Genomic DNA, 12,929 nt, shown 5'->3' with positions numbered 1-12,929 from the left:
CGTCATCGATCTTGAATATCTCTACATTACATTAATATCCATCATTCCAGATTGACGTTAATTATCTTATTAATTTACATCAACGTATTTTTCAATTGTCATGAAAAAATCAAAATCTTTCTTTGGAGAAATCCAAGAGAACTTTCCTTCGGGTCTAGTAGTCTTCTTAGTTGCTCTTCCCTTATGTTTAGGAATTGCCTTAGCATCCGGCGCACCACCCTTGTCCGGAGTAATTGCCGGTATTGTAGGCGGTCTGGTTATCGGAGCCATCAGTAATTCAAATATATCTGTTTCCGGCCCTGCTGCAGGGCTTACAGCTATAGTTTTAACAGCAATTACAGATCTTGGCGCCTTTGAACTTTTCCTGTGTGCAGGTATTATTGCAGGACTTATTCAGCTGGTTTTAGGATTTATACGAGCGGGTAGTATTTCCAATTATTTCCCTAATAATGTTATCGAGGGAATGCTTGCTGCAATCGGTATCATTATTATTTTAAAACAAATTCCGCATGCCTTGGGATTTGATAAAGACTACGAAGGGCATGAATCTATCTTTGATAAAGGATTGAATTTCGGTTATTTTGATGAATTACTCGGAGCCATTCATCCGGGTGCTATCATTGTGACGTTAGTATCCATCGGGATTCTTTTAGCTTGGGATAAAATTCCTTTTTTAAAAAGGATGAAAATGCTTCCAGGTGCATTAGTTGCTGTGGTAGTTGGTATTTTGCTAAACGAGGTGTTCAAATTGACAGGAAGTTCTTTAGCAATTACGACCAATCACTTAGTTTCGCTTCCGGTACCTCAAAGTCTTGCTGATTTTAAAAACCTTATCATAATGCCAGACTTCAACGGATTTACAAATTTAAAGGTATGGATTGCCGGTGCAACGATTGCCATTGTAGCTTCTATTGAAACACTGCTTTGTATAGAAGCATCAGACCGACTAGATGTTCAGAGAAGAACAACAGATACTAATCTCGAACTGAAAGCTCAGGGAATAGGAAACTTAGTAAGTTCATTAATTGGAGGACTTCCAATGACATCAGTTGTTGTAAGAAGTTCTGCAAATGCTAATGCGGGTGCAACTTCTAAGGCTTCAGCAATGATTCATGGCTTTTTATTATTAGTCTGCGTACTTACAATTCCGTTTTTATTAAATTTAATTCCATTGGCGACACTGGCTGCGGTATTACTTTTAGTAGGATATAAATTGGCAAAACCGGCGACATTTAAGCATTTTTGGGATCTTGGAAAATTCCAGTTTATTCCCTTTGTGGCAACTGTGGTTGCGATTGTGGCAACTGATCTTTTAAAAGGTGTAGGAATTGGTTTGGCAATATCAGTTTTCTATATCCTTCAGGGAAATATGAAGCGTGCCTATTATCTAAGCAGAGAAAAACTAAATGACGCAGACGGAATCACAATCAAATTGGCAGAGGAAGTTTCTTTCTTAAACAAGGCTGCGATTAAAAAAACGTTGAAAAATATTAAACCAAATTCTACCGTAATCATTGATGCAACAACGACTTCGTATATTGCAACCGATGTTTTGGAAATGATTCAGGATTTTGCCAATATCAGAGCAAAAGAAGAAGATATTACTGTAGAATTGATGGGTTTCAAAACTTCATACAAAGATTATGAGACTGATGAAGATTCTCACATTGTCATTACTCACAAGAGAGCAATGTAAAAAATAAATAGACAAATCAATTTTAAATTTAAATATAATTCAAAAAAATATATAGTTATATGAAAGCACATACATCTGAAACACAATCGACTATTACCCCTGAAAAAGCATTAGAATTTTTAAAGGAAGGAAATCAGAGATTTGTGGGAAACCTTAAAGCAAACAGAGATCTTTTAGAACAAGTAAACGCTACACGTGAAGGTCAGTGGCCGTTTGCGGTAGTTTTAAGCTGTATCGACAGCCGTACTTCTGCGGAACTGATTTTTGACCAAGGGCTTGGCGATGTTTTCAGCATCAGAATTGCAGGTAATTTTGTAAATCAGGATATTTTAGGTTCAATGGAATTTGGCTGTAATGTTGCCGGTTCTAAACTAGTAGTAGTTTTAGGACACACTAAATGTGGAGCATTGAAAGGCGGATTAGACGCTGCTAAAATCGAAGGAATGGGAATGGATAACCTCAACCATCTGATTGATCACTTCGACCCTATCATCAAAACAATTATCAACGATGGTGAAGAGCGTTCTTCAGCAAACTTAGAACTTCTTGAAAGATTGAATCAGCATAACGTTAAAAATGCGATTGACGACATCCGTAAACAAAGCTCTACATTGAGAAGACTTGAGGAAGAAGGAAAAATCAAAATCGTAGGAGCGAATTATGATGTAGAAACCGGTGTTGTAACTTGGTTATAATCTTACAGCGTAAATAATATGAACGCCGGGAGCTTTGCTCCCGGCGTTTTTTTTCGGATTATTCCGAATCAATTCTTACTTAGATAAAATCATTTACCGTTGAATGCCGACATCGTATTCCCAATTCCTGCAAAAACGAATGACAGACAAGCCTTAGAAAACTTTTCAATTCTCTCTCCCAGTTTTGCAGATTCTTCTTCATTCCAGGTTCCCAATACGTAATCTACCTGTCTTCCTTCAGAAAACTCGGCAGAAATTCCGAAACGAAGTCTTGCGTAATTCTGTGTCTGTAAACTTTCATGAATACTTTTCAGACCATTATGTCCGGCATCAGAACCTTTCATTTTCATTCTTAAAGTTCCGAATGGCAAAGCCAAATCATCAGTAACAATCATCACATTCTCTAACGGAATATTTTCTTTCTGCATCCAGAATTTCACCGCATTTCCTGATAGATTCATGTAGGTATCAGGCTTAAGTACAAAAACTTTTCTGCCCTTATATTTCCCTTCAGCCATCCAGCCAAAATTTGTGGTATTAAAAGAGACATCCAGAGTTTCTGCAATTTTTTCAGCTACTTTAAAACCAATATTATGACGTGTATTTTCATATTCCGGACCTTTGTTGCCAAGACCGACAATTAAATATTTCATGAGAAATTTTTTGCAAAATTAAGAGATATTAAATAAAAAACTCAATCCTGTGAAGAATTGAGTTTAAATATTTTTTTTAAAGATATTCTTTATAAAGGCTTGTAGATATAATTAACACTGAATCCCTGTGTCATATATGTTTGAGCATCATATCTGTAAGCTGTTGAAAAGATTACAGGAGTCGGAATCGGCATCATCAAATCTGTGATAGAAATTCTTTTCGGACTGTTCGGTGAAAGTATAAATGCTTCAACATCACCTGCCTCTTCTGAAATAATTCTAGATACTTTATAAGCAAAAGGAAGTAATGTAAAAGGACTGATTTGAGTATCGTAGTTTAAAAACTCATATCCGTACTTTTCAGTAACCGGACCTTCTACTCCAGCATTAATTGCACCACTGCTCACTTCTGATTTTGAAACATTATCCCCAAAATAAGTATACGCTGTTTTGCTGTAATTTTGATCTACGTAAGGAACTCCCGGCATATCTTCACCACTTTTCATTGTAATTCCGGCAAATTTTCCAGTAGTAGAACTATACGTTAAATTATAAATTGATTTTATTCTTTTATCTACTAAATAAGGACCAGGCGTAGTTGACGGCGGAACAGGAGGTGTTCTTTTATAAGAAACTCTGTTTTCTGAGATAATCGTCAGTCTTCCTAAATTTCCATATGTAAACAACTGAGTGTAGACAATACTATCATCATCAATCGTTCCATCGTTATCAAGATCTAAATGTCCGTTGAAAGTTATCTGGCTGATTTTATCACCACTCCACATCACATTGGTTATAGAGTTTTTTTCTGTGATCACATTAGATAAAAGGAGACCATTGTAACGGTATTCTGCCAATGTATCTGAGTCTGTAACTTCTCTGAACAAAGCTCTAGGACCATTAAAACCACTATTCTGATTCAAGTCAATTAAAGGGTTACCTTCTTCATCAGTCAGGTCTTTACAAGAATGAACAGACGAGATGCCAGCTACAAGTAAAATAAAATAGAAAAGTTGTTTCATTTCCGAAGGGATTATTTATTTTTCCACAAATATAATTTTTTTTTGAATAAAAATTGCGTTTTACTTTATATTATCGCAAAATAATAGTGAAAACTTAAAAAAATTGGTACTCAAATATTGATTCCAATATAATCCTGAAAAATACTCTGTCATTTTTCAATATGTTGTAGTAGAAGATTGTTTTCTAATCTTTTATTACTAAAATCTATCTGACTTAAACATCAATATTAGAAAATATCATGATGGTGATGTCCTCCCCCACTACTGTTTCCGTCACTTTCCTCAGCAGGATAAATAATTTCATTTAAACTATTTGGAGAAACCTTTTCACTATTTTTTGGTAACTCAATTGATACTTGATTATTAGAACTTATATCATTTAAATGTATTTTTTTGTCGGTCTTCACAAGAACCTTATTGACTTTATCAAAAACTTTATCTAAAGTATTTTTTTCACCGGAAGATTTTGGTGAAAAATATTCTACCTGAAGTGCCAAAGTTTTGATTGTTTTCGGCTGATTATGCTCAATAATTTCTAAAATCTCAGGACGAATTTTTATCGCATCACTGTACCAGACATTACAAGATTTATCGTCTGGAACTAAAAAAGTCTGACATTTTACAGCAGAATAATTTTTGAGAGGCGAACTCGTAATTGTAGAAACGACATTTTTTCCGGAACTGTCGAAGTATTGAAATATAATCCCAAACGGGGGTTGCGCCGCAAGACTTGTACTCCCTATATTTTCAGGATCAACAATTGGTTTTTCCAATTCCTGAACCCATTTCTGGAAATCTTTTTTTGCAATCGAAGCATGCCAGGATTTTTGATCTTTTGTATAGAAATAATCCACAGAATCTTGCCCGTTTCTGTAAATCATTCCATAAGAAATATTTTTAAAAAGTTTTTCTGTCACTTCTCTTTTCACATCATTGCCATTGAACGTTAAGACGATATCAGAGTGCGTTCCAAGCACATCTTTCTCTTCTAGCCTAATGATTCCTTTGAAATATCCTTCAGAATCATTGAGGGGTTCTTTTAGATCTCCAATCGTACTCTGTTCTGTCTTTTTACAAGAAATCATCATTGCTGATACGAATACCAGCAATGATAATTTTAAAAATTTAAATTGAATTATTTTTTGAATCAAAAGCTTATTTTTATTTAAATCCCTATTAAAGTATCATTCACAGCTAGTTTACAAAGCCTTGTAAACATACTTTTGAGCTTGGGTTTGATCTGAAGTAGGGTAATTCATAGAATCATAAAGATAAGTATAATCGCCTGGTATTACCTGAGCGGGTATACCGGAACCGGGAGGAGATGGAAAGACAATATTGAAACTCTTCAAATTATTAGCAGATAGCGAAGGGAAGTTAATAGGATGCACCAAACTCCACATCACAAAGAAAGTTCTTGGTAGTGTAATATAAGGATTGATCTTAACATCATAATTTGTGTAATTATAAGTGGTAGTTAAAACTACAGCAGATAAATCTGGAGTACCCGCCGCATTTGTAATTCCAGCTTCTGTGACCATTTTTGTTATATTATCACCTGTATTGGTAAAATTATAATTGGTAAAATGAGTGTAAGTAGTTCCAGATTTTTTCTTCTCAACAATTTTGGTCATTTTTCCGGAGCCATCGTATGTATAGGTATACTCACTGTTGAAAGTAGGCATAGTTCCTAAGCTTGTATTACAAGTCGTATAATTGATTTTACCGCTTGAATCGTAAGTGATATTAAATTCATAGTTTAAAGTATTTGCAGGAGCGCCATTGACTTCCTGCCCGAATTTCACTTTTGTAATTTTTCCTGAAGTATACGTTACATTTCCTACAAGAAATGAAGTAGGCCCACTTGCTTCTTTAAAGATTGCTTTTTCTAAAACATTTCCTGTGGTTACAAATTCCTGATTGGTTTCGTTATTGACAATAATTTTATGCAAAATTCTTGGACCTGTAATTGTGGGACCCGTAGTTCCACCACCACTCCCGCCTGGAGTGTTATTAGGATTATTTTGATTGATAGGATCTGCGGTTGTATTGTCGCATGAGAACATAAAGAAGAGAAGTAGAGCTGCTACGACTTTAAAAAAGTTGTTTTTGATCATAAAGTTTAGTTTTTTAGTTCACAAATATAATTATTTTTCAACACGACTTGATTTAATTTAAACATTTAACAAAAAAAATCTAAAAACTTTCGCTTTTAGACTTATATTTTAAATAAAATTTAAGAATTTTATTTTTACAATTTTTTTTTAAAGAGACAAAATCGACTTCAACAATAAATTCACCTCATCTACATTTTGCACCCCATCTTTTCTCATCATCAGCTGATTACCTTCTTTTCCAATCTTCTCTTTCAATTGCGCCTGCGATGGATTTTGCGTTAAATAACTGATAATATGTCTGAATTTATCAGTCTGGTAAAATTTATCCTGAGGATTATTCGGGAAATATCCTAAGAAAATTCCGTTTTTCATGACGATTTTTTCGAAACCAATATCTGCCGCAAGCCATTTTAAGGCAACACTTTTCAATAAGTTAACAGCTTCAGAAGGTAATGTTCCAAAACGGTCTGTCAATTCAGATTCAAATTTCTGAAGGTCAATTTCATTATCAATTTCAGCCAGTTTTTGGTAAAGCAATAATCTTTCTTCTGTGGTTGAGATGTAAGAATCCGGCAGCATCAGTTCAAGATCAGTATCAATATTGACTTCTTTTACAGATTTAAATAATTTTTGTCGGTCTGCTTCATTTTCAAACAGATTTTCAAAATCTTTATCGTCTTTTAGTTCTTCAAGAGCTTCCTGCATCATCTTTTGATAGGTTTCAAAGCCCATTTCATTAATGAACCCGCTTTGTTCACCGCCTAACAAATCTCCCGCACCACGAATTTCCAAATCCTTCATCGCTATCTGAAAACCACTTCCCAAATCTGAAAACTGTTCAATCGCTTCCAGCCTTTTTCTTGCATCAGAAGTTACCATATCCAAAGGCGGCGTAATCAGATAACAGAAAGCTTTTCGGTTACTTCGCCCGACACGACCTCTCATCTGGTGAAGATCTGCCATCCCGAAACGTTGCGCATCATTGATGAACATGGTATTCGCATTCGGAACGTCTACCCCACTTTCTACAATAGTTGTGGCAACCAAAACATCATATTTCCCTTCCATAAAGTCAAGAACATTTCTTTCAAGCTGTTTCCCTTCCATTTGTCCGTGACCGGTTATTACTCTCGCATCAGGAACCAATCTTTGAATCAACCCCGCAATATCTTTAAGATTTTCAACTCTGTTGTTAATAAAATAAACCTGTCCGTCACGCTGCAATTCATAAGAAACTGCATCTCGGATTATTTCTTCACTAAAACCAACCATATGCGTTTCCACAGGCTGTCTGTTTGGCGGTGGTGTTTTAATTACAGATAGATCTCTTGCAGCCATCAACGAAAACTGTAAAGTTCTCGGAATCGGCGTTGCAGTCAAGGTCAGCGTATCAATATTTGATTTTAAAGTTTTTAATTTATCTTTTACAGAAACTCCGAATTTATGTTCTTCATCGATAATTAATAAACCTAAATCTTTAAATTTCACTTTTTCGGAAGCCAGTTGGTGCGTTCCGATGACAATGTCTATTTTTCCATCTTTTAAGCCCGCTATGGTTTCAGATTTTTGCTTTGCCGTTCTGAATCTGTTTAAATAAGAAACATTAACCGGGAAATCTTTCAATCTTTCCTTAAAACTTCGGTAATGCTGAAATGCCAAAATAGTGGTTGGAACCAAGATTGCCACCTGTTTTCCATCAGTAGCCGCTTTAAACGCAGCACGAATCGCAACCTCTGTTTTACCAAAACCAACGTCGCCACAAACCAAACGATCCATCACAGTATCCGCTTCCATATCATTTTTTACATCAATGGTTGCTTTTTCCTGATCTGGTGTATCTTCGTAGATGAAACTTGCTTCCAGCTCATTCTGCAGATAAGAATCTGGTGTGTAGGCAAAACCTTTTGCTGTTTTTCTTTCGGCATATAATTTAATTAAATCAAAAGCGATCTGCTTGACTTTGGCTTTTGTTTTCTGCTTCAATGATTTCCAAGCGGGTGAACCAAGCTTGCTCAAAACAACTTCTTTTCCGTCCGGACCGTTGTATTTTGAAATTTTATGAAGAGAATGAATACTTACATATAATAAGTCTCCATTTTTATATGTTAATTTAAAACATTCCTGAATTTTTCCGTCGTTGTTTACCTTTACCAATCCCATGAATTTCCCGATTCCGTGGTCGATGTGAGCGATATAATCTCCTACTTTCAAGGACATCAGATCTTTCAGCGTCAGCTGTTCAGATTTGGCAAATGTGTTTTTAGCTTTATATCTCTGATAACGGTCAAAAATCTGATGATCGGTATACACAAGAAGTTTGTGATCGGTATCTACAAAACCTTCGTGAAGTTCAGATTTAAAACTTTTAAATGAGATTTTCGAAACCCCTGAATCACCAAAATTGATGTCCTCAAAAATAGATTCTAGTCTTTCCTTTTGTTTATCGGTAGAAAAAGAAATCCACGTCTCAAAACCCTGCTGCTGCTTTTCTTCTAAATCTTCAATTAGTAATTCGAAATTTTTGTGAAAAGAAGGTTGTTGCGTTTGTTTGATTTCGACCTGTTCTATATTTGGTATTTCAATTGATTGTGGACTGAAATCTATGGTTTTAAATTTTTTGTAATCAAATAAAAATTCTTCATCAGAAATAAATAGTTCCTGCGGAGTTCTGTGAGAAATATCTTTGCTTAATGTTTCATATTTTTCCTGAGATTTTTCATAGAAACTTCTGACTTTCTGTAAACCAACTACGGCATTTTTAGAAATCACAAAACTATCTTTCGGCAAAAGTTCAAGCAAGGAAACTCGACTTCCGGAAACTGAAAAATTCATATTAGAAACCAACTGAAAATCTTTCACTTTATCGACAGAAAGCTGAGTTTCGATGTCAAAAGTTTTAATGTTTTCTACTTCATTCCCAAAGAAAGTAATTCGGTAAGGTTTCTCGTTTGAATAAGAAAAAACGTCTACAATTCCTCCACGTACAGAAAATTCTCCCGGCTCGGAAACAAAATCGGTCTGCTGAAACTGATAATGCGAAAGCAATTCATCTACAAAATCAAAATCAAGCTGATCACCCACTTTAATATGATGCGAAATGGCTTTAAAATCTTCTTTCTTCAAAACCTTTTCAGACAGAGCACCCATGTAGGCAACAATGATTTTCGGAGATTTTTCGGAATTTATTTTATTTAAAACATCGGTTCTTAAAACCAAATTGGCATTCTGAGTTTTCTCCACCTGATAAGGCTCCAGATGCGTTGCCGGAAAATACAAAACCTTTTCTTTACCCAGCAAATCTTCCATTTCGGTGTTTACATACAAGGCGTCTTCTTTATCATCAACGAGATAAAGAATTGTTTTTTTATGAGTAAGAAAAAGTTCGGCAGTAAAAATCGAAACCGAAGAACCAGCACTTCCTTTTATTGAAAGATGCTGATGATTTTCAAGCTGAATAAAAATTTCTCTTCCGAATTCTTTTTTAAGAAGATCAGGAAGAAAGCTTTCTTTTATGGTTTTTAAATGCATAAAAATAATATAGATATAAACGACAAAAGCGATTTCGGAAGAATTCCGAAACCGTTTTAGCATTACAAAGATAATGCTATTTTCCTTAAGTGTTGAATGCGTTGCCTTTATACAGAAATATCAATAATAAATAAATATAAATCACAATTTTTCATTAAAAATTAAAAAATACGTTAAAAATATTCACATAATTAATTACGGCACAATGTTTGGAAAGTCTACTTCAGTAAACCAAAAAAATAATTTTATGAAAAATGTAATCAAAATTTTAGGAGTTTTTATGCTGGTCATGTTCACGGCAATCTCATTCACATCATGCAGCAACGATGACGATCCGGCAGACAACGATTTCTTTGCAGGAACGTACAAAGGAAGTATTTCTTATAATGATGGCTCAACTACAAACTCTACAGACAACGGAGAAGTTTTTGTGACCAAAATAGCATCAGCTACAAAGTATAACTTTAGATTTTCAAACGGAATTCCTGATCTTAACGGATTGGAGTTTGAAAAACAAGGAGACAATTCTTTGGTAATGGTAGGCTCAAACGCTTTAGTTTACGTTAGAATTGACAATAACGAATTGAAAATGTTCTACACAGCAGATGGTAAAACATGGACAGCAAACGCTACAAGATAATAACTATTCATACATATCTGAAGCCTGTTTCTCTTTTGAGAAGCAGGCTTTTTTATTTTTAAAATGCATTTAATCTTTTTTTAATCTGTACTAAACTTTAGTTAAGTCTCTGAAAATTGATTTTTGTATAAAGATTTTATCTAAATTTACTTCAACAAAAAAATATAAATATATACACATGAAAAAATTTCTTACCGCAATGTCAATCGTATTAGGATTGGGACTCGCAACTGCTCAACAGGCTGTTCCGGCTACCAAAACAACTGTAAAGCAAACAACTAAAACAGTAAAAGCAGCAAAACCAGAAACCGCAAAACCTGCTGTAAAGCTTAAAAAAGACGGAACTCCTGACAAAAGATTTAAGGAAAATCAAAAGTTAAAAAAGGATGGCACTCCTGATAAAAGATACAAAGCAAACAAATAATCAACATTAAAAAATGTTGTCTTTTCATAATCAAATTTCGAAGAACCGATGAATATTATTCGTCGGTTTTTTTGTGTTTAAATTTTAAAATATTTGACAGAATTCTCTACTTATTTATAAATTTGAAGCATGTTAAACTTCTTCAAGAAAAATGCAGCACTGATTTGGGCAAAAAAACATGTTCAAAAGACAAATGATTTTAAGCAAAATGCAGAAAAAAATCAGGAAAAACTGCTTTTGTCACTTGTGAAAACTGCCGAGAAAACACTTTACGGGAGAGAACATCAATTTGAAAACATCCATTCCGTAGAAGATTTTCAGAAAAACGTGCAAATTGCAGACTATGAAGATCTTAAACCTTATATAGAAAAAGTAAAAAAAGGTCAACGCAATATTCTCTGGACAGAAACTCCGGAATATTTTGCAAAAACATCAGGAACAACGTCAGGTTCAAAATATATTCCGATCTCAAAAGAAGGAATGCCCTATCAGGTTGCAGGCGCTCAAAGTGCGCTATTTCATTATATTTCAAAAAAAGGAAACGCCGATTTCGTTAACGGAAAAATGATTTTTTTACAGGGAAGTCCTGAATTGGAAGAAGTTTTTGGAATAAAAACAGGCAGACTCTCCGGAATTGTAGCGCATCATATCCCGAATTATCTTCAAAAAAACCGTCTGCCAAGCTGGGAAACCAATCTGATGGAAGATTGGGAAGCAAAAGTCGACAAAATTGTAGAAGAAACGGAAAAGGAAAACATGACGTTGATTTCCGGAATTCCGCCTTGGTTGATCATGTATTTTGAAAAACTGATTGAGAAAAACGGTAAAAAAATCAAACAGCTTTTCCCCAATCTTCAATTGATTGTTACAGGCGGTGTCAATTATGAACCTTATCGTGAGAAGATGGAAGAATTATTAGGTGGAAAAGTTGACATTGTTCAGACATTTCCTGCTTCTGAAGGATTTTTTGCTTTTCAGGACGATTATACTAAAGAAGGACTTTTACTTTTAACCAATCATGGGATTTTCTATGAATTTATTCCTTTAGAACAATATGGAAAGCCGAATGCTCAACGACTGACTTTAAAAGAAATCGAACTCAATAAGGATTACGCATTAATTTTAACGACAAATTCAGGTTTGTGGGCATATTCTATCGGTGACGTTGTAAGATTTATTAATAAAAAACCGCACCGAGTATTGGTGAGTGGAAGAACCAAACATTTTACTTCAGCTTTTGGTGAGCATGTTATTGCATTTGAAGTAGAGGAAGCGATGAAAGCTACGGTTGAAAAATTTCCTGCACAGATTACAGAATTTCATCTCGCTCCGGAAGTGAATCCGGAAGAAGGGTTACCTTATCATGAATGGTTTATTGAGTTTGAAAAAGAGCCGGAAAATTTAGACTTATTTAAAAATGAATTGGATGATCAGCTGAGAAAACGCAATACGTATTATGACGATTTGATTTCGGGCAATATTCTTCAGAAATTAAAAATCAGCAAACTTTCTAAAAACGCATTTCAGGAATATGCAAAATCTGAAGGTAAACTTGGCGGTCAAAATAAAATCCCGAGATTAGCAAATGACAGAAAAATTGCGGATTTATTGAAAATTTATAAAATTTAAACACATTTTCTTGATTATGAAAACATATATTCAAAAAAAATGATAAATTTGGAAAACTAAAATTTAATAATGAAAGCATCTGTACTTTTAAAATCATCTTTACTAACGGGTTTATTTGTCATCTCATCTTGTGCTACCACAAAGTACAGCGAAAACATTTCAACAAATAACTACTCTAATCTTGAAGCAGGAAAAATGTATGTTGTAACACCAAGAGACGGTTCTAAAAAGCAGACCATACTTTTCAGAAACATCAGTGGCGACAACATTATAGGAACTGCAGGTAAAAAAGACAGTACAGAAGTGGTGATTCCTAAATCTAATGTAGCATCTGTAAAAGACAGATCTCAAGGAAGAGTGGTTGCCGGTGCTGCCGTAATCGGAGCTGCAGGAGTTGCTGCAATTGTTATCAGTTCTTTGAGAGCTGACTAAGATAGACGTTATCTTTCAAGAGAAATAACCAAATTCTTTTGAAAACCCCATATACTAATAGCCCTGAATGAATTTTTAGGGCTATTTTTGCGG

Annotated in this window: 11 protein-coding genes; 6 read left to right on the top strand and 5 right to left on the bottom strand. The window is 34.6% G+C overall.

Translation table 11 applies throughout. From position 1 onward, the window contains the following. Window positions 1-100 precede the first annotated feature (100 nt). Both LNP04_RS12755 and LNP04_RS12750 read left to right on the top strand, forming a co-directional pair. Window positions 101-1,696 carry a SulP family inorganic anion transporter gene (locus LNP04_RS12755; RefSeq protein WP_229983338.1) on the top strand — a complete coding sequence of 532 codons (1,596 nt, stop codon included), beginning with the start codon at window positions 101-103 and terminating at the stop codon, window positions 1,694-1,696. 59 nt (window positions 1,697-1,755) lie between these two features. Further along, a complete protein-coding gene (locus tag LNP04_RS12750; protein WP_229983337.1) occupies window positions 1,756-2,391 on the top strand; it encodes a carbonic anhydrase family protein in 636 nt (211 codons plus the stop codon). An 89-nt stretch (window positions 2,392-2,480) separates the two neighbouring features. On the opposite strand, the gene pth is transcribed toward LNP04_RS12750, so the two are convergent. From pth to mfd, 5 genes are all read right to left on the bottom strand, one after another. Further along, on the bottom strand, window positions 2,481-3,044 hold the full coding sequence (pth, locus tag LNP04_RS12745) for an aminoacyl-tRNA hydrolase (RefSeq protein WP_129535215.1): 564 nt from the start codon (window positions 3,042-3,044) through the stop codon (window positions 2,481-2,483). An 89-nt stretch (window positions 3,045-3,133) separates the two neighbouring features. Continuing rightward, a complete protein-coding gene (locus tag LNP04_RS12740; RefSeq protein ID WP_229983336.1) occupies window positions 3,134-4,066 on the bottom strand; it encodes a hypothetical protein in 933 nt (310 codons plus the stop codon). 227 nt (window positions 4,067-4,293) lie between these two features. Continuing rightward, entirely contained in the window at window positions 4,294-5,175 is an 882-nt protein-coding gene (locus LNP04_RS12735) for a hypothetical protein (RefSeq protein ID WP_229983335.1), read from the bottom strand. Window positions 5,176-5,265: 90 nt separating this feature from the next. Next, complete coding sequence (locus tag LNP04_RS12730; RefSeq protein WP_229983334.1) at window positions 5,266-6,183, bottom strand: hypothetical protein; 918 nt, start codon at window positions 6,181-6,183, stop codon at window positions 5,266-5,268. Window positions 6,184-6,330: 147 nt separating this feature from the next. Continuing rightward, window positions 6,331-9,711, bottom strand: a complete 3,381-nt coding sequence (mfd, locus tag LNP04_RS12725) for a transcription-repair coupling factor (RefSeq protein ID WP_229983333.1) — start codon at window positions 9,709-9,711, stop codon at window positions 6,331-6,333. 247 nt (window positions 9,712-9,958) lie between these two features. On the opposite strand from mfd, the gene LNP04_RS12720 reads away from it, so the two are divergent. The 4 genes from LNP04_RS12720 to LNP04_RS12705 all read left to right on the top strand — a co-directional run bounded on the left by LNP04_RS12720 (window position 9,959) and on the right by LNP04_RS12705 (window position 12,836). Beyond that, the gene (locus LNP04_RS12720; RefSeq protein ID WP_229983332.1) at window positions 9,959-10,351 is read left to right on the top strand and encodes a hypothetical protein; all 393 of its coding nucleotides are present in this window, start codon (window positions 9,959-9,961) and stop codon (window positions 10,349-10,351) included. A gap of 178 nt (window positions 10,352-10,529) precedes the next feature. Next, window positions 10,530-10,775, top strand: a complete 246-nt coding sequence (locus tag LNP04_RS12715; protein WP_229983331.1) for a hypothetical protein — start codon at window positions 10,530-10,532, stop codon at window positions 10,773-10,775. Between the two features lie 129 nt (window positions 10,776-10,904). Next, the gene (locus tag LNP04_RS12710) at window positions 10,905-12,404 is read left to right on the top strand and encodes a GH3 auxin-responsive promoter family protein (RefSeq protein ID WP_229983330.1); all 1,500 of its coding nucleotides are present in this window, start codon (window positions 10,905-10,907) and stop codon (window positions 12,402-12,404) included. 69 nt (window positions 12,405-12,473) lie between these two features. Beyond that, window positions 12,474-12,836, top strand: coding sequence for a hypothetical protein (locus LNP04_RS12705; RefSeq protein WP_129535223.1), 363 nt, complete (start codon window positions 12,474-12,476; stop codon window positions 12,834-12,836). The last annotated feature ends 93 nt before the right edge of the window (window positions 12,837-12,929 follow it).

Origin of the sequence: Chryseobacterium sp. C-71 (genome assembly GCF_020911865.1) — a bacterium.
GTDB lineage: Bacteria > Bacteroidota > Bacteroidia > Flavobacteriales > Weeksellaceae > Chryseobacterium.
This window is presented reverse-complemented; position numbering and strand designations above follow the sequence as displayed.